This window comes from gamma proteobacterium symbiont of Axiagastus rosmarus (genome assembly GCF_059730925.1).
Genome location: NZ_AP035925.1, coordinates 3022131 through 3045143 on the forward strand (window position 1 = coordinate 3022131; position 23013 = coordinate 3045143).

The 23013-nt window shown below is 55.7% G+C and carries 20 protein-coding genes; 10 read left to right on the forward strand and 10 right to left on the reverse strand.

What is annotated here, in order from left to right:
• Positions 1-27: 27 nt before the first annotated feature.
• Positions 28-849 carry an HMP-PP phosphatase gene (gene cof, locus AC6I8F_RS14380; protein WP_498028149.1) on the reverse strand — a complete coding sequence of 274 codons (822 nt, stop codon included), beginning with the start codon at positions 847-849 and terminating at the stop codon, positions 28-30.
• 93 nt (positions 850-942) lie between these two features.
• Here cof and AC6I8F_RS14385 point away from each other — a divergent pair, with 93 nt between their 5' ends.
• Both AC6I8F_RS14385 and queC read left to right on the forward strand, forming a co-directional pair.
• Complete coding sequence (locus AC6I8F_RS14385; RefSeq protein WP_211725169.1) at positions 943-2658, forward strand: SgrR family transcriptional regulator; 1716 nt, start codon at positions 943-945, stop codon at positions 2656-2658.
• 26 nt (positions 2659-2684) lie between these two features.
• Positions 2685-3380, forward strand: coding sequence for a 7-cyano-7-deazaguanine synthase QueC (queC, locus tag AC6I8F_RS14390; protein WP_498028150.1), 696 nt, complete (start codon positions 2685-2687; stop codon positions 3378-3380).
• A gap of 44 nt (positions 3381-3424) precedes the next feature.
• On the opposite strand, the gene AC6I8F_RS14395 is transcribed toward queC, so the two are convergent.
• From AC6I8F_RS14395 to bolA, 9 genes are all read right to left on the reverse strand, one after another.
• Positions 3425-3832: an acyl-CoA thioesterase gene (locus AC6I8F_RS14395; protein WP_498028151.1), complete on the reverse strand. Its 408-nt coding sequence runs from the start codon at positions 3830-3832 to the stop codon at positions 3425-3427.
• A gap of 101 nt (positions 3833-3933) precedes the next feature.
• Positions 3934-4257, reverse strand: coding sequence for a ComEA family DNA-binding protein (locus AC6I8F_RS14400; protein WP_021507189.1), 324 nt, complete (start codon positions 4255-4257; stop codon positions 3934-3936).
• 139 nt (positions 4258-4396) lie between these two features.
• Positions 4397-6265: a peptidylprolyl isomerase gene (ppiD, locus tag AC6I8F_RS14405; RefSeq protein WP_498028152.1), complete on the reverse strand. Its 1869-nt coding sequence runs from the start codon at positions 6263-6265 to the stop codon at positions 4397-4399.
• 237 nt (positions 6266-6502) lie between these two features.
• Positions 6503-6775, reverse strand: coding sequence for a nucleoid-associated protein HU-beta (gene hupB / locus AC6I8F_RS14410; protein WP_014606441.1), 273 nt, complete (start codon positions 6773-6775; stop codon positions 6503-6505).
• Between the two features lie 212 nt (positions 6776-6987).
• On the reverse strand, positions 6988-9342 hold the full coding sequence (gene lon, locus AC6I8F_RS14415) for an endopeptidase La (protein ID WP_058775228.1): 2355 nt from the start codon (positions 9340-9342) through the stop codon (positions 6988-6990).
• A gap of 189 nt (positions 9343-9531) precedes the next feature.
• Positions 9532-10803: an ATP-dependent protease ATP-binding subunit ClpX gene (gene clpX, locus AC6I8F_RS14420; RefSeq protein WP_021507186.1), complete on the reverse strand. Its 1272-nt coding sequence runs from the start codon at positions 10801-10803 to the stop codon at positions 9532-9534.
• Between the two features lie 127 nt (positions 10804-10930).
• On the reverse strand, positions 10931-11554 hold the full coding sequence (gene clpP / locus AC6I8F_RS14425; protein WP_010616837.1) for an ATP-dependent Clp endopeptidase proteolytic subunit ClpP: 624 nt from the start codon (positions 11552-11554) through the stop codon (positions 10931-10933).
• A gap of 336 nt (positions 11555-11890) precedes the next feature.
• On the reverse strand, positions 11891-13195 hold the full coding sequence (tig, locus tag AC6I8F_RS14430; RefSeq protein WP_498028153.1) for a trigger factor: 1305 nt from the start codon (positions 13193-13195) through the stop codon (positions 11891-11893).
• Positions 13196-13498: 303 nt separating this feature from the next.
• Positions 13499-13813 carry a transcriptional regulator BolA gene (bolA, locus tag AC6I8F_RS14435; protein WP_058757958.1) on the reverse strand — a complete coding sequence of 105 codons (315 nt, stop codon included), beginning with the start codon at positions 13811-13813 and terminating at the stop codon, positions 13499-13501.
• 268 nt (positions 13814-14081) lie between these two features.
• Here bolA and AC6I8F_RS14440 point away from each other — a divergent pair, with 268 nt between their 5' ends.
• The 8 genes from AC6I8F_RS14440 to AC6I8F_RS14475 all read left to right on the forward strand — a co-directional run bounded on the left by AC6I8F_RS14440 (position 14082) and on the right by AC6I8F_RS14475 (position 22964).
• Positions 14082-14660, forward strand: coding sequence for a lipoprotein (locus AC6I8F_RS14440; RefSeq protein WP_021507183.1), 579 nt, complete (start codon positions 14082-14084; stop codon positions 14658-14660).
• A gap of 55 nt (positions 14661-14715) precedes the next feature.
• Positions 14716-16203: a muropeptide MFS transporter AmpG gene (ampG, locus tag AC6I8F_RS14445; protein ID WP_498028154.1), complete on the forward strand. Its 1488-nt coding sequence runs from the start codon at positions 14716-14718 to the stop codon at positions 16201-16203.
• A gap of 438 nt (positions 16204-16641) precedes the next feature.
• Positions 16642-17565 carry a cytochrome o ubiquinol oxidase subunit II gene (gene cyoA, locus AC6I8F_RS14450; protein WP_031279652.1) on the forward strand — a complete coding sequence of 308 codons (924 nt, stop codon included), beginning with the start codon at positions 16642-16644 and terminating at the stop codon, positions 17563-17565.
• A gap of 4 nt (positions 17566-17569) precedes the next feature.
• Positions 17570-19552, forward strand: coding sequence for a cytochrome o ubiquinol oxidase subunit I (gene cyoB / locus AC6I8F_RS14455; RefSeq protein ID WP_021507180.1), 1983 nt, complete (start codon positions 17570-17572; stop codon positions 19550-19552).
• Positions 19552-20166, forward strand: a complete 615-nt coding sequence (locus AC6I8F_RS14460; RefSeq protein ID WP_021507179.1) for a cytochrome o ubiquinol oxidase subunit III — start codon at positions 19552-19554, stop codon at positions 20164-20166. Before cyoB ends, AC6I8F_RS14460 begins: the two co-directional genes overlap by 1 nt.
• The gene (locus AC6I8F_RS14465; protein WP_022549333.1) at positions 20166-20495 is read left to right on the forward strand and encodes a cytochrome o ubiquinol oxidase subunit IV; all 330 of its coding nucleotides are present in this window, start codon (positions 20166-20168) and stop codon (positions 20493-20495) included. The genes AC6I8F_RS14460 and AC6I8F_RS14465 overlap by 1 nt, the downstream gene beginning before the upstream one ends.
• A 13-nt stretch (positions 20496-20508) precedes the next feature.
• Positions 20509-21396: a heme o synthase gene (gene cyoE / locus AC6I8F_RS14470; protein ID WP_021507178.1), complete on the forward strand. Its 888-nt coding sequence runs from the start codon at positions 20509-20511 to the stop codon at positions 21394-21396.
• 203 nt (positions 21397-21599) lie between these two features.
• Entirely contained in the window at positions 21600-22964 is a 1365-nt protein-coding gene (locus tag AC6I8F_RS14475) for an MFS transporter (RefSeq protein WP_315658223.1), read from the forward strand.
• The last annotated feature ends 49 nt before the right edge of the window (positions 22965-23013 follow it).

Genomic DNA, 23013 nt, shown 5'->3' on the forward strand with positions numbered 1-23013 from the left:
GACATCCTGTCCGGTTCACTGTAAGCCTCAGCATTCGGGGGAATAATCGAGGTGTGGTGTGGTCATCCAGTGATTTAAGTAGTGAGACACCGCCTGTGTCTCGCAATGGCCAATAATCGGTAAATGGGGCAGCGAGGTTTTCAGCTGGTGCATGGCGTTGCCCACGATAAAACCACGTCCGACGCGCTCCAGCATTTCGCGGTCGTTCATCGCATCGCCAAATGCCATGCAATCCGCCAGCGACAGCGACAGATGCTGGCACAGCCGCGCCAGCGCGGCGCCTTTGTGGCAATCCACCGGTAAAACTTCCAGACACTCCCTGGCGGAGAAGCACAGGCTGGCGCGATCGCCGAGCGCCTGTTGCAGTTCAATCTTCAGCGCCAGCAGCATCTCATACGGCGCGATAAAGCAGATCTTGGTGACTTCATGTGCCGGCATGCGGCGCAAATCACGCAGCTGATAGTGAAACCCGCTCATCGCATGCGCTTCCAGCAATCCCGGGAGCGGTTTATCGGTAAACCAGCCTTCGTCATTAAAGATGTGGATCGACGCGGGGGTTTGCCAGTGACTGTGCAACACCTCTTCCGCCACCGACGGCGCCAGATCACAGCCGTACAGTTGCCTGCCCTCGACATCGTGAATGCGCGTGCCGTTGCCGGTGATCAGCCAGGCGGGCAAGGTGATCTGCTGACGTACTGCCTGCATATCCAGCAGGTGACGCCCCGTGGCAAACGCCAGTGTAACGCCACGCTGGTGTAGGGCGTTGAGGCTCTGCAGCGTCTCCGCACCTAAACGGTGGGTAGGCAGCAGCAGTGTACCGTCCATATCAAATGCCGCGAGGCGGGCCATAGGAACTCTCCGGTCTGAATGAGGGGTTTACTATCGCCTGGTAATTACGGAACTAATAGTGAATACTTTCAAAAAACTGTTCCGGGTTTAATCATGCGACAGCTTCATCGGGTTAATCAGTTTCAGCGCCTGTGGCAGCTTAGCCAGGGCGAAGCGCAGCGCATCAGCGTTGCGGCCATGGCGCAGCACTGCTTTTGCAGCGAGCGCCACGTGCGCACCCTGCTGCGGCAGTGGCAGCAGGCGGGCTGGCTGCAGTGGCACGGTGCGGCGGGACGCGGTAAACAAGGCGAACTGCGCTTTCTGCTCTCTCCCGAACAGCTGCGTCAGCAATTGCTCAGCCAGCAGCTGGCAGCCGGTGAAGCGGTACAGGCACTGCAGGTACTGGATGTCGCGCCTGAACGGCTGGTGAAAATGCTGCGCCCACTGATGGGCGGCCAGTGGCAGAATCAGGCGCCGGTGCTGCGCATTCCCTATTATCGCGCGATGGAGGCGCTGGATCCGCTGCAGCTCACCGGACGCGCCGAGCAGCATCTGGTACGCCAGATTTTTTCCGGCCTGACGCGCTTTAACGCGGATGATGTCGAGGGCGATCTGGCACATCACTGGCAGCACGATGCGCAGGGCCGCGAATGGTATTTCTGGCTGCGGCCACTCCTCAGCTGGCACAACGACGAACCAGTGCAGGCGGCACAGCTGGTCCAGCAGCTGCAACGTATCATGCAGACGCCGCAGGGCGGCCGCCTGCTGGCGGCGGTGGAACACATCGATGCGCCACATCCGCTGGCACTGCGTATCCGGCTGCGCACCAGCGATTACTGGCTGCCGCAGCGGCTGGCGCATCAGTTTTGCCTGCTGCCGCATCCGGAACATGCCGATACCGGCAGCGGACCGTGGCGCCTGACGCACTTTACCCGCGAGCTGGTGCGGCTGGAGAGCCATGCACGCTGGCACCATCAGCGTCCGCTAATTCAGGTGGTGGAATACTGGATTACACCGCAGCTGTTCGATCGCGGACTGGGCACCAGCTGCCGCCATCCGGTGCAGATCGCCATTGGCGATCCCGACGAGCTGGACACGCTGCGGCCGGTGGATCGCAGCATCAGTCTCGGTTTCTGTTACCTGGCGCCGCGTTTCTCGGCTCGCTTCAGCCAGGCGCAGGCCAAAACGCTGCTCGCGCTGATTCAGCACAGCGGCGTCATTCAGCAGCTGCCGCTGGATGAAGGCTTAATTACGCCAACCGCAGAGTTGCTGCCCGGCTGGCCGCTGCCCGCCCCGCACCGCCCGGAAGGCACATTGCCCGCAACGCTGACGCTGCATTATCACCTGCCCATCGAACTGCACGTCATGGCGCAGGCGCTGGTGCCGCTGCTGGCGGCACAGGGCTGTACCCTCACCTGCGTATTTCACGACGTCAAAAGCTGGCGCGACGACATCGATCTGAGTGACGCCGACATCATCATGGGCGACCGTCTGATTGGTGATGCGCCGCAGTTTACCCTGGTGAACTGGCTGGAAAATGATGCGGTCTGGCAACCGCTGCGTCCGGCGGTACTGCAGGCACCGCTGCACGCTATCGCCCGTCAGGCCAGTCCGGCACTGCGCAGCGCCGCGATTCATCAGCTGTTTCAGCAGCTGATGCGCGACGGCCATTTGCTGCCGCTGTTTAACTATCGCTACCAGGTGTTTGCTCCACCAGGCGTCGAAGGTATTCAGCTTAACAGCATGGGCTGGTTCGATTTCACCCGCGCCTGGATCCCGCCGCCTGCCGCAGGCGGTGCTGTTCAGCCCGCGCCGGAGCCAGTACCATAGGCGCACTGATTTATGGGGAAGAAAACATGAAACGAGCCGTTGTCGTATTCAGTGGCGGACAAGACTCCACCACCTGTCTGATTCAGGCGCTGCAGCAGTATGATGAAGTGCACTGCGTGACCTTTGATTATGGTCAGCGCCATCGCGAAGAGATCAGCGTCGCCGCAGAGCTGGCGCAACAGCTGGGCGCGCGGGCGCATAAAGTGCTGGACGTAACGCTGCTCAATGAACTGGCGGTCAGCAGCCTGACGCGCGATAACATTCCGGTGCCGGCCTACAATCCACAGGCCAGCGACCTGCCCAGCACCTTCGTGCCGGGACGTAACATCCTGTTTCTGACGCTGGCCTCAATTTATGCCTATCAGGTGGAAGCCGAAGCGGTGATCACCGGCGTATGTGAAACCGATTTTTCCGGCTACCCGGATTGCCGCGACGAGTTTGTCAAAGCGCTGAACAACGCTGTCAGCCTGGGCATGGCGCGCGACGTGCGTTTTGAAACGCCGCTGATGTGGCTGAATAAAGCAGAAACCTGGGCGCTGGCGGACTACTGGCAGCAGCTGCCGCTGGTTCGCTCGGAGACGCTAACCTGCTACAACGGCGTTAAAGGCGACGGCTGTGGCGAGTGCGCGGCCTGCCACCTGCGCGCACGCGGCCTGGCCGATTACCAGGCCAATGCGGCCAGCGTGATGGCGGCGATGAAACAGAAAAGCGGCCTGCGCTGATTGCGGCCGCGCTGCGGGCTGGCGTGCTTTCTGGGCATGCCAGCTCAGCAAGGCGCGGTCATCAATGCCGCCAGGCGTTCACGTAACTCACCTTCCAGCGGCACGGTTTTTTGCGTGCGCAAATCGATGCAGACGAAGGTCAGCGCCGCATCCGCCACCAGCGTGTTATCACCCGCCAGCATCACCCGCTGTAAAATAATGCCACTTTTGCCGTTGAGCTGCGAGACCTCGCTCTCAATGTGCAGCACGTCGCCCAGCACCGCCGGACGACGATAGTTAATGTTGATATTCACCACCACAAACGCCAGCTGCTGCTCCAGCAGCCAGTGAAAGGCATCGGCATCTTCCAGCCACTGCCAGCGCGCCTCTTCCAGAAATTCCAGGTAGCGCGCATTGTTCACATGCTGATAGACGTCAAGATGATAGCCGCGCACTTTGATGGTAGTTTGCATGATTGCTCCTGTTCAGGCTGTGAATGACAACTGGTTGGACCTGTTGAGCATAGCACAGCCTGATGGGCCGCTTTAGCAATCCTTCAGAGTCGCGAGCCGCTTCACAATTTCAGCCGCGCGCTGTTCCGCTCCACCAGCGCACTGCCAATACCCGGCACTTCTTTCAGCTGCTCGATGGCGCTGAAGGGCCCGTACTGCTCACGATAGCTGACAATCGCCTGCGCTTTTTTCAGTCCAATACCGTTCATGGCGGCGGCCAGCTGCTCGGCCGTGGCCTGATTGATGCTGACCTGTTCCGGCTGCGGCGTGGACACCTGCGTCGCCTGCGTTTCACTGGGGCTTTCCGCCGCCGCCAGTCCGCTGGTCCAGAGCGCGCCGCCCAGCGCCAGCGTGATGCAAAAGGCACGAAATGTTGATTTAACCATGCTGTGTTTCTCCTTGTGTTTGACAGCCATTGCAGGGTGGCACAAGCGAGAAACCCACTCAAAAGGCGATGATCAGAAATGGAAAAGGCCGCAGAAGCGGCCTTTCGGTATTGCAGCAGTTTACCTTTTTTTGTGAGGCTTACTGGTTTTGTGCGGCGGCGCCGTACTTAATCTTCGCCTCTTTACGCAGGTTTTCCAGCAGCGCTTCAAAGGCAATTTGCGCGTTGTTTTGCGTCACGCCTTTCACCATTTCGTCGATCTGCGCCTGCGGCATGTTGCCCGCGCTGACCTTATCCAGCGCGACCAGCACCACGTTGCCCTGCATATCTTCGCTGACACCCCACGACGGCTGGTTATCCGCTGGCTGTGGCAGGTTGAATGCGGCCTGTGCCACCGGATCCTGCGCGTTGCGATCGACGGTTTTGCTGGCGCTCAGCGTCAGGCCAGCCGCCTGCAGCGCGTCCTGTTTGCCCGCTTTCAGCTCGGTCAGCAGTTTGTCTGCCTGCGCTTTGGCCTGCTGCGTCGCTTTGTCATGCTTCAGGCTGTCGGCAATCTGCGCTTTGACCTGATCCAGCGGTTTAACCGCTTCCGGTTTGTGCTCGCTGATGCGCAACACAAATGCCCGATCGCCATCGACGCTGATGATGTCAGAGTTGTTGCCCGGCGCGCCGTTCTGACCGGTCAGGCCACCGTTGAAGATCGCCTGTTTAACCGCATCGAAATCGAGATCGGCCGGCACGTTATCGCGGGTGATCCAGCCCGTTTCCACCACTTTCAGGCCAGATGCCTGTGCGGCGCCCGCCAGGGATTCGTTGTCGTTGCTGGCGGCTTCGCTCACCTTCTGCTGCATCTTATAGAAGGCGTCGACGGCTTTTTCCTGCTTCACTTTATCCGCCACCGCATCGTGCACGTCCGCCAGCGGTTTAACCTGCTCTGGCTGGATATCGTCCAGACGCACCACCAGGAAACCTACTGAGGACTTGATCACGCCAGACAGCTGGCCTTTCTGCGTCAGGTTGGCGTTTTTCAGCTCATCCGGCGTGGTGTTCGGCTCCAGCCAGCCCATGTCGCCGCCTTTACGCGCAGAGATTGGGTCGATGGATTTGCTCTTCGCCAGCGTGGCGAAATCCTCGCCCTTTTTCAGCGCATCCAGCACTGCGTTGGCATCGGCTTCGGTTTTGGTCTGAATGATGCTGTAACGGTTGCGCTGCGGCTGTGAATAATCGGCTTTGTGCTGATCGTACCAGCTCTGAATATCCGCTTCGCTGGCGTTCTCCTGCAGGCTGGCCGCATCCATTTTGATGTAGCTGACGCGGAACTGCTCAGGTGCCATAAAGCTGCTCTGATGCTGCTGGTAGTACTGATTGATTTCGTCGTCGCTGGCGGTTTGTTTCGTGGCCAGCGCGTTAACGTCAATCACCGCCTGACGAATCTCGCGCTGCTGCGAGACCAGATCCACCAGCTTGCTGGTTTCACCCTTCAGCATGAAGTCGGTATTGGCGATGGCGTTAATCAGCTGCTGCGTCGCCAGCTGCTTGCGCAGCGCTTCGGCGTACTGATCGGCACTGAAGCCCATGCTGGCGATCAGGCCGTTGTATTTCGCGTTGTCGAACTTACCGTTGGTCTGGAAAGCCTGCTGATTGAAAATAGCCTGCTTCACCTGATCGTCGCTGATGCCAATGTGCAGATCTTTGATGTACTGATCGAGCAGCGCCTGATCGATCAACTGTGACAGCGCCTGCTGGCGCATCTGCTGCATGTAGCCGTCGTTGCTGGCCAGCTGCGAGAACTGGTCGCCCAGCATCTGCTGCTGACGGTTGCGCTCGTTGTTAAACGCCTGTTCCAGCTCACCGCGGCTAATTTCATGGCCGTTCACTTTGGCAGCGTAATCGCTGTTACCGCCAATCAGGTAGTTGCCCACCCCGGTCAGTACGAATGACAGGATGATCAATCCCAGAATGATCTTGAGCACGACATGGTTCGACGCCGCGCGTAAATTGTCCATCATGGTATGACAACACTCCGCTGTAGTGTGGATGTAAAGCTCTGACACGATGTCATCATCGTGCAGCTGCGGTTCAGGCTGGCAGCTGGCAACCATGCGGAGACTGAAGCCAGCGGCTAAAGTCGCGCATCAAGATAAAAAAAGGCACATCAAAAATGATGTGCCCGTATGTTACATGAGAACGCCTTTTTCGTCCTCAATCCATGGAAGAAAATGCTTCGATGGACAGGTCAGCGGTCATTAATTGACGGCGTCTTTCAGTGCTTTACCTGCACGGAAGCCCGGTACTTTACCAGCCGGGATGGTGATTTCTTTACCGGTTTGTGGGTTACGGCCGGTGCGGGCAGCACGCTCGCGTACAGAGAAGGTACCGAAACCGACCAGTGCCACTTCGTCACCGCCTTTCAGCGCGTCAGAAACGGAGCCCATGAATGCATCTAACACACGTCCCGCTGCCGCTTTAGAAATGTCAGCGTCTGCAGCAATTTTGTCGATCAACTGTGACTTATTCACTCTCTTCATCCCCTCTTTTATTATTCACTCGCACCCGCGCTTCCCGCCCGGTGCGAACGCGCAGCCAGTTATATCAAGCCTGTGGAGCTGAAACAACGGTATTCATCTTAATCGTTGATCCAGCAGCCCCCTAAATTAGCGGCACAAAAAAAAGCTGGCAAGCCCGATTTGGCCTGCCAGCTTCGCTTTTTAGCGCTTTTTGTCGCTAATCACTATTTTGCCGTGGCAACCTGCATCCCGTACGGGGCATTTTCCAGCGCCAGGCTCAGCACTTCTTCAATACGCTTCACCGGATGGATCGACAGATCGGCAATCACGTTCTGTGGAATCTCTTCCAGATCGCGCTTGTTTTCGTCCGGGATCAGCACGGTTTTGATGCCGCCGCGATGCGCCGCCAGCAGTTTCTCTTTGAGGCCACCAATCGGCAGTACCTGACCGCGCAGTGTGATCTCGCCGGTCATCGCCACGTCCGAACGCACCGGGTTACCGGTCAGACAGGAGACCAGCGCGGTACACATCGCGATACCGGCGCTTGGACCATCTTTCGGCGTCGCCCCTTCCGGTACGTGTACGTGGATATCACGCTTCTCGTAGAAGTCGCCGTTGATGCCGAGTTTCTCCGCACGGGCGCGTACTACCGTCAGCGCCGCCTGGATGGACTCCTGCATCACCTCACCGAGTGAACCGGTGTAGGTCAGCTTGCCTTTGCCCGGCACGCAGGCGGTTTCGATGGTGAGCAGATCGCCGCCCACTTCGGTCCACGCCAGGCCGGTGACCTGACCAACACGGTTTTCGCTGTCAGCGCGGCCGTAATCAAAGCGCTGCACGCCCAGGAAATCCTTGAGGTTTTCGCCGTTGATTTTGATGCTCTTTTTCGCTTTGTCCATCAGCAGCGCTTTCACCGCTTTACGGCACAGCTTGGAGAGTTCGCGCTCCAGGCTACGCACGCCCGCTTCACGGGTGTAATAGCGGATGATGCCGATAATGGCGCTGTCGTCAACGCTGATCTCTTTCTCTTTCAGCGCATTACGCTCGATCTGCTTCGGCAGCAGGTGCTGTTTAGCGATGTTGAGCTTCTCATCTTCGGTGTAGCCGGAGAGACGAATCACTTCCATACGATCCAGCAGCGGAGCCGGAATGTTCATGGAGTTAGAGGTAGCCACAAACATCACATCTGACAGATCGTAATCCACTTCCAGATAGTGATCGTTGAACGCAATGTTCTGCTCCGGATCCAGTACCTCCAGCAGCGCTGAAGCCGGATCGCCGCGCATGTCGGATGACATTTTGTCGATCTCATCCAGCAGGAACAGCGGGTTTTTCACGCCGACTTTAGCCATTTTCTGGATCAGTTTGCCCGGCATCGACCCGATATAGGTACGACGGTGGCCGCGGATTTCCGCTTCGTCACGCACGCCGCCCAGCGCCATACGCACATATTTACGGCCGGTGGCTTTGGCGATTGACTGTCCCAGCGAGGTTTTACCCACGCCCGGCGGTCCGACCAGGCACAGAATCGGCCCTTTAATTTTGCTGACGCGACTCTGCACCGCAAGATACTCAAGGATGCGGTCTTTCACGCGCTCCAGACCATAATGGTCGGTATCCAGCGTCTCCTGCGCTTTCCGCAGGTCTTTTTTCACCTTGCTGCGCGCGTTCCACGGTACCTGCACCATCCAGTCGATGTAGCCACGCACCACGGTGGCTTCCGCTGACATCGGTGACATCATCTTCAGCTTCTGCAGTTCGGCTTCGGCCTTCTCGCGCGCCTCGACCGGCATTTTCGCCGCGTCGATTTTGCGTTTCAGCGCTTCGTATTCATCCGGCGCATCATCCATCTCGCCCAGCTCTTTCTGAATCGCTTTCATTTGCTCATTCAGATAGTACTCGCGCTGGCTTTTCTCCATCTGCTTTTTAACGCGGTTGCGAATACGCTTCTCAACCTGCAGCAGATCGATTTCCGATTCCATCATCGCCATGAGATATTCCAGACGCTCATTGATGTCGGACATCTCCAGCACTGACTGTTTGTCAGCCAGCTTAAGCGGCATGTGCGCCGCTACGGTGTCGGCGAGACGCGCCGCGTCGTCGATGCTGTTGAGTGAAGTCAGCACCTCCGGCGGGATTTTTTTGTTCAGCTTGATGTAGCCTTCAAACTGATTGATGGCGGTACGCACCAGCACTTCCTGCTCGCGCTCTTCAATTTCCGGCGAGATCAGGTATTCGGCCTGGGCAACAAAGTGGTCGCCATTGTCCGCTAAAGTGGTGATGTGTGCGCGCTGAAGACCTTCCACCAGCACCTTAACGGTGCCGTCTGGCAGTTTCAGCATCTGCAGTACGGAAGCAACGGTCCCTACCGCGAAGAGATCGTTAATACCAGGTTCATCCGTTGAAGCCTCTTTCTGGGCAACCAGCATGATCTTCTTGTCATGATCCATCGCCGCTTCGAGGCAACGAATCGATTTTTCCCGACCAACAAACAACGGAATTACCATGTGCGGATAAACCACCACGTCGCGCAACGGCAACACGGGGATTTCAATGCGTTCAGAACGCTCAGGATTCATAGAGCTCTCTCTTAGTTTAATGTCCGCCAGGTGATGGGAACCGCGTGATACAGGCTGTATGCAGTTAGACCCACAGGATTATGAGTATATGGGGATGCTTGCACGACATTCAATGTCACAGAGGTGAGAAAAATAAAAGGGGAAACATTTTCCCCTTTTTTAAGATAACAACGTGGTGTAATTGATTATTTATTCGCCAGAAGCCTGGGCTTCATGCTTACCGTAAATCAGCATCGGGTCAGATTGCCCCTCGATCACTGACTCATCGATCACCACTTTCTCTACGCCTTCCATTGATGGCAGGTCGTACATGGTTTCGAGCAGCGCCGCTTCTACGATCGAACGCAGACCACGTGCCCCGGTTTTACGCGAGTTCGCTTTCTTCGCAATCGCCGTCAGCGCTTCGTCACGGAACTCCAGCTCCACGCCTTCCAGATTAAACAGCGCCTGATACTGCTTGGTCAGCGCGTTTTTCGGTTCACGCAGGATCTGGATCAGCGCTTCTTCGCTCAGCTCGTTGAGCGTCGCCACCACCGGCAGACGACCAATGAACTCCGGAATCAGACCAAATTTGATCAGATCTTCCGGCTCAACCTGTGACAGCAACTCACCTTCGCTGGCTTTCTGCGATTTACCTTTTACGGTCGCGCCAAAGCCAATACCGGAGCCGGTTTCAACACGCTGTGAAATCACTTTATCGAGGCCGGCAAACGCACCGCCACAGATAAACAGGATTTTCGAGGTGTCGACCTGCAGAAACTCCTGCTGCGGATGCTTACGTCCACCCTGCGGCGGCACGGCAGCCACTGTGCCTTCAATCAGTTTCAGCAGCGCCTGCTGCACGCCTTCACCTGACACATCACGGGTGATAGACGGGTTGTCTGATTTACGGGAAATCTTATCGATTTCATCGATGTACACGATGCCGCGCTGCGCTTTCTGTACGTCGTAGTCGCACTTCTGCAGCAGTTTCTGGATGATGTTTTCCACATCCTCGCCCACATAACCGGCTTCAGTCAGCGTGGTGGCATCCGCCATGGTGAAAGGCACATCCAGCAGGCGCGCCAGCGTTTCCGCCAGCAGGGTCTTACCGCTACCGGTTGGACCGATCAGCAGAATGTTACTTTTGCCCAGTTCAATCCCGTTGCTGGTGTCACCGTTACGCAGACGTTTGTAGTGGTTGTACACCGCCACCGCCAGCACTTTTTTCGCCTTCTCCTGACCGATAACATAATCGTCAAGGTGATGGCGGATCTCATGCGGCGTCGGGAGCGCGCTGCGCTCGCGGTGCGGGGCCACTTCTTTAATCTCTTCGCGAATGATGTCGTTACACAGATCGACACACTCGTCGCAAATATACACTGACGGCCCGGCAATCAGCTTACGGACTTCATGCTGGCTTTTGCCGCAGAAAGAGCAGTACAGCAACTTACCTGAACCGTCTTTGCGCTTATCTGTCATCAGCTAACCTCTTTTCGTTCTCAGACCTAATTGGTGTACGGCAATGGCCGTACAGCAACGGCCGATATGCATGCAACTCACCTGTCTGCACCCGTTAACTATAGCGTAAGGGGCAGACAGATGTGTCTTATTGGCGATGCGTCAGGATGGAGTCGACCAGGCCATACTCTACCGCTTCGCTGGCAGAGAGGAAACGATCGCGCTCGGTGTCGCGTTCAATCTGCTCCAGCGATTTGCCGGTATGTTCCGCCATCAGCTCATTCATACGCTGCTTCACTTTCAGGATTTCACGCGCGTGGATCTCAATGTCCGTCGCCTGGCCCTGATAGCCGCCCAGCGGCTGGTGAATCATCACGCGTGAGTTTGGCAGACAAAAGCGCTTGCCTTTGGTCCCCGCCGTCAGCAGGAATGCGCCCATCGAACAGGCCTGGCCCATACAGATGGTGCTCACGTCCGGCTTGATGAACTTCATTGTGTCATAAATCGACATACCGGCGGTAATCACACCACCTGGCGAGTTAATGTAGAGGTAAATGTCTTTTTCAGGATTCTCAGCTTCCAGAAACAGCATCTGCGCCACAATCAGGTTCGCCATGTGATCCTCAACCTGACCGGTCAGGAAGATCACGCGCTCTTTAAGCAGGCGGGAGTAGATGTCGTAAGAACGCTCGCCGCGCGAGGTTTGTTCGACCACCATTGGCACCAGCGCATTGGTTGGTGCAGTAAATTCACGATCGCCACTGTATGACATTACCGTCTCCTGATAAATTTCATTGGCAACATTCTGTACCGATTTTACGCGAGGCGCGCGGCGAAAACTATGCGCAGCGGTCTCGTTCCGACATAACAGGACGGTTAATCAGCCAGTCTTACTGTTTTCACGCATTCTCCCTGTATCTGGGGATGCAGCCCAGTTGTTTCAAGCATAACAACCTTTTCCCCATTCGCTAACACGGAAAAACAGCTTAGCGAAGAATTTGCCGATTAATTAGTCAAATAGCGCACAAATGTAGTTGGTTTCCGCCAGAAACGAAAAAGCCCGCGACACAGCGGTCGCGGGCTTTAGCACTCAGGGTTAACTCACGAATCAGGCCGCAGAGGTCTGGTTCATCAGCTCCTGGAAGTTAGTGGCTTTGTCAGTCACTTTGGCTTTCGCCAGTACCGCTTCAACCGCCTGCTCTTCCAGCGCAACGTTGCGCATGTTGTTCATCAGCTCGCTGTTTTTGCTGTAGAACTCGATCACTTCCTGCGGATCTTCGTACGCAGAAGCCATCTCTTCGATCAGCGCTTTAACGCGATCTTCATCGGCTTTCAGCTCGTTGATGCGAATCACTTCGCCCAGCAGCAGACCGACCACAACGCGACGTTTTGCCTGCTCTTCGAACAGTTCACGTGGCAGTTCCAGCGCCTGCTTCTCGTTGCCGCCGAAACGCTGTGCAGCCTGACGACGCAGAACGTCGATTTCGCTGTCGATCAGTGCCACTGGCACGTCGATTTCGTTCGCGTTAACCAGACCGTCAATCGCCTGCGTCTTCACGCGGTTACGGATAGCGCCTTTCAGTTCGCGCTCCATGTTCTTACGCACTTCAGCGCGCAGACCTTCAATGGAGCCATCTTCCACGCCGAAACGCTTGATGAATTCAGCGGTCAGCTCCGGCAGTTCGCGGGTTTCCACTTTCTTCAGCACGATGTCGAACTTCGCATCTTTGCCTTTCAGGTTATCCGCGTGGTAGTCATCCGGGAATTTCACGTCGATGGTGAAGGTGTCGCCGGCTTTCTTGCCAGTGATGCCTTCTTCGAAGCCTGGGATCATACGACCCTGACCCATCGCCAGCACGAAGTCAGACGCTTTGCCGCCTTCGAACTCTTCGCCGTCTACAGAGCCGGTGAAATCGATGGTCGCGCGATCTTCTGCTGACGCCGCTGCATCGGTCTCTTTCCAGGTCGCCTGCTGCTTCTGCAGGGTTTCCAGCATGGTGTCGACGTCAGCGTCGGTCACTTCAACCACCGGTTTTTCGACTTCGATTGCATCCAGGCCTTTCAGCTCAACTTCCGGATACACTTCGAACTCAACCGCGTAGGTGAAATCTTCACCTTCTTTATACTCACCCGGCACGTAGTTCGGTGCGCCAGCTGGGTTGATCTTCTCTTTGATGATGGCGTCAACGAAGTTACGCGTCATCAGCTCGCTCAGGACGTCCTGACGAACAGAGGCACCGTAGCGCTGATTAATGATGGTAGCCGGCACTTTGCCTTTACGGAAACCGTCGATACGGACTTTCTTAGCCACTTCCACCAGTTCTTTCTTCACTGCGCTTTCGATGCTGTCCTTAGGAACAGTAATCGAAATGCGACGGCCCAGACCCTGAGTGGTTTCTACTGAAACTGTCATCTTGTTACCTCAAAAAATCACGTGCTCGGTCAACTTCAGACACCACACAATTAATGCGCCGTATCCAACAACCGGGACGGCCTCTGCAGGCAGAACCTAATCCCTGTCACCAGAAGCGTCCCGAAGACATTCCGGAAAAATAGACGCCGCATTATAGCGGCATCCCCGGAATGAGTCGAGGCTGCAAACTCACCACTTTTTAACGGTTTTGCTGCTTTTTTGCGCCGCAGATCGCGTTTGTGCATCATTGAGGTAAGAAAAAACGGCCCGCAGGCCGTTTTGGAGGAAGCTGGAGAGGAAAACTCAGGCCAGCGTACCGGCACCGCGACAGTTCGGTGAGGCGAGTACGGTATCCTGCAGTCCATCCCACTCTTTGCGCGTGTAGGTATGCAGCGCCAGCGCATGGACGCTGCCTGCCAGCTCGGTCGCCAGCTCGCCATAAATGGCGCGGTGACGCTGCAGGAAGCGCTGTCCGGTGAAAAGGTCGCTGACGATCACCACTTTGAAGTGACTTTCAGAACCGGCAGGCACGTTATGACGATAGCTTTCGTCATGCACTTCGAGATGTGCAGGCTCAAAAGCGTTACGCAGCTTTTCTTCTATTTGTTCGCGAATCATTGTTAACACTCCTCTACGGCGAGCGCTGTGCCCCATCTGTTTAAATATTAGTAGGTTTTTTACCTTTCCCGCACTCGGTCAGGAAAAAAATCCTGCCGCGCTGCGCATCTTAGCCTGCTGAGGCTGCCGGTCAATCGGTTACCGCGTCCGGCTGTCCGAAAAAATCCTTTACAATCAATTTCCCCTGGTGCGGGGCTTTTTTCGCCGTGCCGCAATGCTATGATGACCGCAGTTTTGCAAACCAACCCATATGCTAACGAGAATGAGTATGTTGAAAAAACTGTTATTCCCTCTGCTGGCTGCCTTTATTTTGGCCGGCTGCGCCAGCAATAACACCACGCTGAACATCCAGCCAAAAATCCAGCTGCCACAGCAGGATCCGAGCCTGATGGGCGTTACCGTCAGCGTTAACGGTGCCGATCAGCGCAGCGATCAGGCGCTGGCCAAAGTGAACCGCGACGGCCAGCTGATCACCCTGACCCCATCACGCGACCTGCGTTTCCTGCTGCAGGAAGTGCTGGAGAAGCAGATGACCTCGCGCGGCTACATGATTGGCCCGAACGGCGCGGTGGATCTGCAGATCGTGGTTAATGGTCTGTACGCCGATGTCACGCAGGGTAACGTGCGTTACAGCATCACCACCAAAGCGGATATCTCTATTATTGCTACCGCGAAAAACGGCAACAAGCAGGTGAAAAACTACCGTCAGACTTACAGCGTAGAGGGTGCCTTCAGCGCCACTAACGATAAGATCACCAACGCGGTTAACTCTACCCTGAGCGACGTGATTGCCGATATGGCGCAGGACACCAGCGTCAATAACTTCATCAAGCAAAACGCGCGTTAATTTTCCGCAGTAACCTGCCCGGTCCCCGCTGACCGGGCTTCATTTCAGGCTGGCTATGACATCTCACTATCTGCGTATTTTTACCCAACGTAACGCTGCGGTCCTGCTGCTGCTCGGTTTCGCTTCCGGTCTGCCGCTGGCGCTGACCGCCGGTACGCTCCAGGCGTGGATGACGGTAGAGAATGTCGACCTGAAAACCATTGGTTTCTTCTCCCTCGTCGGTCAGGCTTACGTGTTTAAGTTCCTGTGGTCGCCGATGATGGATCGCTATACCCCGCCCTTTCTTGGCCGGCGGCGCGGCTGGCTGCTGGTCACGCAGTTAGCGCTGATTGCCGGTATTGTGGCGATGGGCTTTATGCAGCCATCACGCGACCTTACCCTGCTGGCGGCGCTGGCGGTGCTGGTGGCGTTCTGCTCAGCCTCGCAGGATATTGTGTTTGATGCGTGGAAAACCGATGTGCTGCCGCCGGAAGAGCGCGGCAGCGGCGCGGCGATTACCGTGCTCGGTTACCGGCTGGCGATGCTGATTTCCGGCGGCCTGGCGTTGTGGCTGGCGGATCGCTATCTCGGCTGGCAGGCCACCTACTGGCTGATGGCGCTGCTGATGGTGCCCGGACTGATCGCCACGCTGCTGGCGCGTGAACCTGAGGCGCCGGTGCGCGAGCCGCACTCGCTGCGTCAGGCCGTCGCGTTTCCGCTGAAGGATTTCTTTCAGCGCAACAACGCCTGGCTGCTGATCACCTTAATCATTCTCTACAAGCTGGGCGACGCGTTCGCCGCTTCGCTCACCACCACCTTTCTGATTCGCGGCGTGGGCTTCAGCGCCGGTGATGTCGGTCTGGTGAATAAAACGCTTGGCCTGCTGGCGACCATTATTGGTGCGCTGTACGGCGGCGTGCTGATGCAGCACCTGAGCCTGTTCCGCGCGCTGATGATCTTCGGCGTGCTGCAGGCAGTATCTAATTTCGCTTACTGGCTGCTGGCGGTAACGCCACCGCATCTGTGGAGCATGGCCAGCGCGGTATTTATCGAAAACCTGTGCGGCGGCATGGGCACCGCCGCCTTTGTGGCATTGCTGATGACGTTGTGCAACAAATCGTTCTCGGCCACGCAGTTCGCGCTGCTGTCAGCGCTGTCAGCGGTTGGACGCGTGTATGTCGGTCCGGCGGCTGGCTGGCTGGTCGAACTATGGGGCTGGCCGGTATTTTATGCCTTTACCGTGGTGGCCGCCGTACCGGGCCTGCTGCTGCTGTGGGCGTGTCGCGGCACGCTACAGGCAATGCAGCACAGCGGTAAATTCATGAAGCGCAGCCTGTGGCCACAGGGTTATCGCTGGACGGTACGCCTGTTCGCGGCGGGCTGTACGCTGCTGGCGCTCTGGCTGCTGACGCTGGCACTGCGTGCGGCGGATATCTGGCACAGCGCGACGCTGCCGACCCATCTGTTTGAGGCAGGGATGGCGCTGGCGCTACTGGCGGTGCTGCTCGGCGTGATGCTGGACTGGCTGGCATTAAGAAAAACAGCGTCAAATCGTGCACATTAACGCTGCGCTATTTGCCAGACGGGGATAAATCGCTTAAAAATAGCCCCCGGCGAATTTTAAGCGATAGCATTTTTTTTAACGCGAAATAGAAACATCAAATTAACAAACCCGCGTAATATTTAAATCCGGTGAGCAATTAATTTGTAGAAATTTCATCGCTAAAATGATGCAGAATTGTTAAATAAATGAGTATTAAAACTCCGGTTTATGCTTTCCCTGTTTTCTCTGCGGTTAATGTCATTGGTTTTTGTTATATTGCCGCCAACTGCTTGTCGCAGTTAATAATTTGTCACCCTGCGCAACATCTGTGACACCCTTAGCAAAAGGTGTCAACAGCCTTCTGACACATCCTTAAGCTGGTTTACACTGCATAAACCTTCCCGTAAAATGCGCGCACACTTAAACGACAATAGAGCCCTTTGTCATTGAGGTCGTTAAATGAGACTCAGGAAATACAATAAAAGTTTGGGGATTTTGTCATTAATTGCAGGCGCTGTATTACTCAGCGGCTGCGATAGTGCGTTGTTAAATCCCAAGGGACAGATTGCACTGGAGCAACGTTCACTGATTCTGACAGCTTTCGGCTTGATGATGATCGTCGTTATTCCGGCAGTCTTAATGGCTGTTGTGTTCGCCTGGAAATATCGGGCAACCAATACCAACGCGAAGTATAGCCCTAACTGGTCACACTCTAACAAAGTGGAAGCCGTGGTCTGGACCATTCCGATCCTGATCATTCTCTTCCTCGGCGTGCTGACCTGGAAATCAACCCACGCGCTGGAGCCGAGCAAACCGCTGGCCTCTGACGTGAAACCGGTTGAGATCGACGTAGTGGCACTGGACTGGAAATGGCTGTTCATCTACCCGGAACAGGGTATTGCAACCGTCAACCAGATTGCCTTCCCGGCAAATACTCCGGTGAACTTCAAGATCACTTCGAACTCCGTCATGAACTCCTTCTTTATTCCTACGCTCGGCAGCCAGATTTACGCCATGGCGGGTATGCAGACCAAACTGCACCTGATCGCCAACGAGCCAGGTACGTTCGACGGTATCTCTGCTAACTTCAGCGGTCGCGGTTTCTCTGGCATGAAGTTCAAAGCCATTGCCACCAAAGACGATGCGGAATTCCAGCAGTGGGTTGCCAAAGTTAAAGCGGCACCTAACACGCTGACCACCATGGATGATTTCGAAAAACTGGCTGCGCCAAGCGAAAATCACCCGGTGGAATATTTCTCAACTGCGAATCCGGAACTGTTCAAGCAGGTTATTGATAAGTTCATGATGAGCCACGGGAAAATGGACATGTCGCACGAAGGCATGGACATGAATCACGCCGCAGCTGCGGGAGCCGAGGAATAATACGATGTTCGGAAAATTAACACTGGATGCAGTGCCCTACCATGAACCCATTATCATGGTTACGGTCGCCGGTATCATCATTGGTGGTCTGGCGCTGATCGCTGCTATTACCTATTTCGGTAAATGGCAGTATCTGTGGTCTGAATGGTTAACCTCCATCGACCACAAAAAACTGGGTATCATGTACATCATCATGGCCTTTGTCATGCTGCTGCGCGGCTTTGCCGATGCGGTAATGATGCGTACCCAACAGGTGATGGCTTCCGCCGGGGAAGCAGGCATACTGCCACCGCACCACTACGACCAGATCTTCACCGCTCACGGCGTGATCATGATCTTCTTCGTGGCGATGCCTTTCGTGGTGGGTCTGATGAACATCGCGGTTCCGCTGCAAATCGGTGCCCGTGACGTTGCCTTCCCGTTCCTGAACAACCTGAGCTTCTGGTTCACCGCTATCGGTGTGATCCTGGTTAACCTGTCACTGGGTGTGGGCGAATTCGCACAGACCGGCTGGCTGGCTTATCCACCGCTCTCGGGGGCAGAATACAGTCCTGGCGTCGGGGTCGATTACTGGATCTGGAGTCTCCAGCTCTCCGGTATTGGTACTACGCTGACCGGTATCAACTTCTTCGTGACCATTCTGAAGATGCGTGCTCCGGGCATGGACCTGTTCAAGATGCCGGTATTCACCTGGGCAGCACTGTGTACTAACGTCCTGATTATCGCTGCGTTCCCGGTTCTGACCGTGACGCTGGCACTGTTGACGCTTGATCGTTACCTCGACTTCCATTTCTTTACCAATGATATGGGCGGTAACATGATGATGTACGTAAACCTGATCTGGGTCTGGGGTCACCCGGAGGTGTACATCCTCGTTCTGCCAGTGTTTGGTGTCTTCTCTGAAGTCACGGCCACCTTCTCGAAAAAGCGTCTGTTTGGTTACACCTCGCTGGTGTGGGCAACCATCGCCATTACCGTTCTGTCGTTCATCGTTTGGCTGCACCACTTCTTCACCATGGGTGCCGGTGCGAACGTTAACGCCTTCTTCGGTATCATGACGATGATCATCGCGATTCCGACCGGGGTGAAAATCTTTAACTGGCTGTTCACCATGTATCAGGGGCGTATCGAGTTCAACTCGGCGATGCTGTGGACCATCGGCTTCCTGGTCACCTTCTCCGTTGGTGGGATGACCGGCGTACTGCTGGCGGTACCAGGCGCAGACTTCGTGCTGCACAACAGCCTGTTCCTGATTGCACACTTCCACAACGTTATCATCGGTGGTGTGGTGTTCGGTTGTATGGCTGGCGTGACCTACTGGTTCCCGAAAGCCTTCGGCTTCACCCTGAACGAAACCTGGGGCAAACGTGCTTTCTGGTTCTGGATCATCGGCTTCTTCGTTGCCTTTATGCCGCTGTACGCGCTGGGCTTCATGGGGATGACCCGTCGTCTGAGCCAGGACATCGATCCGCAGTTCCACTCTCTGCTGGTGGTTGCAGCAGGCGGTGCGGCGCTGATCGCCTGCGGTATCCTGTGCCAGCTTATCCAGTTCTGGGTATCGGTACGTGACCGTGAGCAGAACCGCGATCTGACCGGTGACCCGTGGGGCGGCCGTACGCTGGAGTGGGCAACCTCTTCACCTCCGCCGTTCTACAACTTTGCTGTGATCCCACATATCCACGAGCGTGATGCGTTCTGGGAAATGAAAGAGAAAGGCGAAGCGTACAAGCAGCCAGAAAAATATGAAGAAATTCATATGCCGAAAAACAGCGGCGCGGCCATTGTTATCGCTGCCTTCATGACAGTCTTCGGTTTTGCCCTGATCTGGCACATCTGGTGGCTGGCAGGTCTTACTTTCCTTGGCACCATCGTGACCTGGATTGTGAAGAGCTTCGATGAAGACGTGGATTACTACGTACCGGTTGCTGAAATCGAGCAGATCGAGAAGAAGCACTTTGATGACATCAGCAAAGCAGGTCTGAAATAATGTCAACTGAAACCGTTAAACACCACCACGACGCCCATGCGGAGCATGGGCATCACGATGCGGGAGCCAATAAAGTCTTTGGCTTCTGGATCTACCTGATGAGTGACTGCATTATCTTCGCAACCCTGTTTGCGACCTATGCGGTCATGGTTAACAACACTGCCGGTGGCCCGGCAGGTAAAGATATCTTCGAACTGCCGTTTGTGCTGGTTGAAACCGCGCTGCTGCTGCTGAGCTCCATCACGTATGGTATGGCAGTGATTGCGATGAACAACCAGAACAAAGGTTCGGTCATCAGCTGGCTGGCGTTGACCTTCCTGTTCGGTGCCGGATTTATCGGGATGGAAATCTATGAATTCCATCACCTGATCAAGGAAGGTTTCGGTCCTGACCGCAGCGGCTTCCTGTCTGGCTTCTTTACTCTGGTCGGTACGCACGGTCTGCACGTGACCTCTGGTCTGATCTGGATGGCCGTGCTGATGTTCCAGATCGCTAAACGCGGTCTGAGCGCCACCAACCGCACCCGTATCATGTGTCTGAGCCTGTTCTGGCACTTCCTGGATGTGGTGTGGATCTGCGTATTCACCGTTGTCTATCTGATGGGGGCCATGTAATGAGTCATTCTGTAAACGAACATGGTGCATCTCACGGTAGCGTGAAGTCTTACATGATCGGCTTCATCCTCTCGATCATCCTGACGGCGATCCCGTTCTGGATGGTGATGGATGGCAGTGCTTCTCACGGCACCATTCTGGGTGTGGTTCTGGTGTGTGCAGTGGTTCAGGTGCTGGTGCACCTGGTCTACTTCCTGCATCTGGACAGCAAATCCGAGGGTGGCTGGAACATGGTGGCCATTGTCTTCTCCGCAGTCATTATCCTGATTGTGGTGATTGGCTCACTGTGGATTATGTGGAACCTCAACTACAACATGATGGCCCACTAAAGAGTCACGCGTAATGATTAAGCAATACCTGCAAGTAACAAAACCAGGAATTATTTTCGGCAATTTAATTTCTGTGATCGGTGGATTCCTGCTGGCTTCAAAAGGCAGCATTGATTACCCCCTGTTTCTCGTCGCTTTGGTGGGCGTTTCGCTGGTGGTCGCATCCGGTTGTGTATTCAACAATGTGATTGACCGCGACATCGACATCAAAATGGAGAGAACGCGGAACCGTGTTCTGGTCAAAGGCCTGATCTCGGCGAAAGTAAGCCTGGTTTATGCAACCGCATTGGGTATTGCTGGCTTTGCGTTGCTGTATTTTGGCGCTAACCCGCTGGCCATGTGGCTGGCGGTGATGGGCTTCGTCGTCTATGTCGGCATTTACAGCCTCTACATGAAGCGTCATTCGGTCTATGGCACGCTGATTGGCAGCCTCTCTGGCGCTGCGCCGCCAGTGATTGGCTACTGCGCGGTGACCAACCAGTTTGATGCTGGCGCGTTAATCTTACTGGCTATCTTTAGCCTGTGGCAGATGCCGCACTCCTACGCGATTGCCATCTTCCGCTTCAAAGATTATCAGGCCGCCAATATTCCGGTTCTGCCGGTGGTGAAAGGCATCTCCGTGGCGAAAAATCATATTACGCTGTACATCCTGGCGTTCATGATTGCCACGCTGATGCTGTCGCTGGGCGGTTATGCTGGCTACAAATATCTGGTGGTGGCTGCCGCCGTCAGCGTGTGGTGGCTGGGTATGGCACTGTCAGGTTACAAAACCTCAAACGACAAAGTTTGGGCGCGTAAACTGTTCGTGTTCTCCATTGTCGCCATCACTGCGCTGAGCGTGATGATGTCGGTGGACTTTATGGCCCCGGCCTCTAAGGACCTGCTGACTTACGTCTGGTAAGTCAGACCGTTACTCCGGACAAGGGCGCGAATTTCGCGCCCTTTCTTTTTGTTACCACTGCTTAAAAACAATTGTTTTACCCGCCCTGCCCTGCTTTCTAAAATAAGCGCTGCATGTCCCGGTGAGCCGGGTCGCAGATAAGGGCGCGCAACCTGTGCCGCTGCAACCTGAAGTCCCAGGGGCATAAACTTACAGAGGTTGGAATGAACGATAATAGAATGACACCAGTTGAGCTTCGGGCAACATGGGGTTTAGGCACAGTTTTTTCCCTGCGCATGCTGGGAATGTTTATGGTCCTGCCGGTACTGACCACTTACGGTATGGCTTTACAGGGCGCCAGCGAAACGTTGATCGGTCTGGCAATTGGTATTTATGGTCTGGCGCAGGCCGTGTTTCAGATCCCCTTTGGTCTGCTGTCCGACCGTATCGGCCGCAAGCCGCTGATTGTCGGTGGCCTGCTGCTGTTTGTGCTTGGTAGCCTTATTGCCGCCACCAGCACCTCCATCTGGGGCATTATCCTTGGTCGCGCGCTGCAGGGCTCCGGTGCCATTGCCGCAGCGGTGATGGCGCTGCTGTCAGACCTGACCCGTGAACAGAACCGCACCAAAGCGATGGCGTTTATCGGCATCAGCTTCGGCGTTACCTTTGCGATTGCCATGGTGGTCGGCCCGATTGTCACGCACGCGCTGGGTCTGCACGCGCTGTTCTGGATGATTGCCCTGCTCGCCAGCCTGGGTATTGTGATCACCCTGCTGATAGTGCCCAATGCGCCGGGCCACGTGCTGAACCGCGAATCCGGCATGGTCAAAGGCAGCATTCGCGCGGTGCTGGCCAATCCCAAATTGCTGAAGCTGAATATCGGCATTCTCTGTCTGCACATTTTACTGATGTCGAGCTTCGTCGCGCTGCCGGGCCAGTTTGAACAGGCGGGCTTCCCGGCGGCTGAACACTGGAAAGTGTATCTGGTGACCATGCTGGTGGCGTTTGTCGCCGTGGTGCCGTTTATTATCTATGCCGAGGTAAAACGCCGCATGAAGCGGGTGTTTGTCGGCTGCGTGGCGCTGATCATCATCGCGGAGATTGTGCTGTGGGGCGCCGCAGGCCACTTCTGGACGCTGGTGATTGGCGTGCAGCTGTTTTTCCTTGCCTTTAACCTGATGGAAGCGATTCTGCCGTCGCTGATCAGCAAAGAGTCGCCGGCGGGCTACAAAGGTACGGCCATGGGGATTTATTCCACCAGCCAGTTTATTGGCGTCGCGATTGGCGGCAGCCTGGGCGGCTGGATTTTTGGCCACTTCGATGCGCAAACGGTGTTTCTGGTCGGCGCAATAGTGGCTGCGGCATGGCTGTTTGTCGCCATGTCGATGCAGGAGCCGCCGTACGTCAGCAGCCTGCGCCTGGTGCTGAGTGATGCAGTGCTGGCGGTACCGAATCTGGAGAAGCGACTGCGCGCGCAGCCCGGCGTGGCGTCAGTGTTTATCGTGCCGGAAGAGAAAAGTGCCTACATTAAAATTGACAGCAAAGTGACGAGCCGCGTGGAGCTGGAGGCGCTGCTCGCCAGCAGTTAATGATTTAGCCTCAGCGGACCGCGATAATCTGGCTCCACGCGGTCCGCTC

What these genes read in the sequence shown, in the direction of transcription:
- cof (WP_498028149.1), bottom strand. Translation starts at nt 849, where the DNA reads ATGGCCCGCCTCGCGGCATTTGATATGGACGGTACACTGCTGCTGCCT.
- AC6I8F_RS14385 (WP_211725169.1), top strand. Translation starts at nt 943, where the DNA reads ATGCGACAGCTTCATCGGGTTAATCAGTTTCAGCGCCTGTGGCAGCTT.
- queC (WP_498028150.1), top strand. Translation starts at nt 2,685, where the DNA reads ATGAAACGAGCCGTTGTCGTATTCAGTGGCGGACAAGACTCCACCACC.
- AC6I8F_RS14395 (WP_498028151.1), bottom strand. Translation starts at nt 3,832, where the DNA reads ATGCAAACTACCATCAAAGTGCGCGGCTATCATCTTGACGTCTATCAG.
- AC6I8F_RS14400 (WP_021507189.1), bottom strand. Translation starts at nt 4,257, where the DNA reads ATGGTTAAATCAACATTTCGTGCCTTTTGCATCACGCTGGCGCTGGGC.
- ppiD (WP_498028152.1), bottom strand. Translation starts at nt 6,265, where the DNA reads ATGATGGACAATTTACGCGCGGCGTCGAACCATGTCGTGCTCAAGATC.
- lon (WP_058775228.1), bottom strand. Translation starts at nt 9,342, where the DNA reads ATGAATCCTGAGCGTTCTGAACGCATTGAAATCCCCGTGTTGCCGTTG.
- clpX (WP_021507186.1), bottom strand. Translation starts at nt 10,803, where the DNA reads ATGACAGATAAGCGCAAAGACGGTTCAGGTAAGTTGCTGTACTGCTCT.
- clpP (WP_010616837.1), bottom strand. Translation starts at nt 11,554, where the DNA reads ATGTCATACAGTGGCGATCGTGAATTTACTGCACCAACCAATGCGCTG.
- tig (WP_498028153.1), bottom strand. Translation starts at nt 13,195, where the DNA reads ATGACAGTTTCAGTAGAAACCACTCAGGGTCTGGGCCGTCGCATTTCG.
- bolA (WP_058757958.1), bottom strand. Translation starts at nt 13,813, where the DNA reads ATGATTCGCGAACAAATAGAAGAAAAGCTGCGTAACGCTTTTGAGCCT.
- AC6I8F_RS14440 (WP_021507183.1), top strand. Translation starts at nt 14,082, where the DNA reads ATGTTGAAAAAACTGTTATTCCCTCTGCTGGCTGCCTTTATTTTGGCC.
- ampG (WP_498028154.1), top strand. Translation starts at nt 14,716, where the DNA reads ATGACATCTCACTATCTGCGTATTTTTACCCAACGTAACGCTGCGGTC.
- cyoA (WP_031279652.1), top strand. Translation starts at nt 16,642, where the DNA reads ATGAGACTCAGGAAATACAATAAAAGTTTGGGGATTTTGTCATTAATT.
- cyoB (WP_021507180.1), top strand. Translation starts at nt 17,570, where the DNA reads ATGTTCGGAAAATTAACACTGGATGCAGTGCCCTACCATGAACCCATT.
- AC6I8F_RS14460 (WP_021507179.1), top strand. Translation starts at nt 19,552, where the DNA reads ATGTCAACTGAAACCGTTAAACACCACCACGACGCCCATGCGGAGCAT.
- AC6I8F_RS14465 (WP_022549333.1), top strand. Translation starts at nt 20,166, where the DNA reads ATGAGTCATTCTGTAAACGAACATGGTGCATCTCACGGTAGCGTGAAG.
- cyoE (WP_021507178.1), top strand. Translation starts at nt 20,509, where the DNA reads ATGATTAAGCAATACCTGCAAGTAACAAAACCAGGAATTATTTTCGGC.
- AC6I8F_RS14475 (WP_315658223.1), top strand. Translation starts at nt 21,600, where the DNA reads ATGAACGATAATAGAATGACACCAGTTGAGCTTCGGGCAACATGGGGT.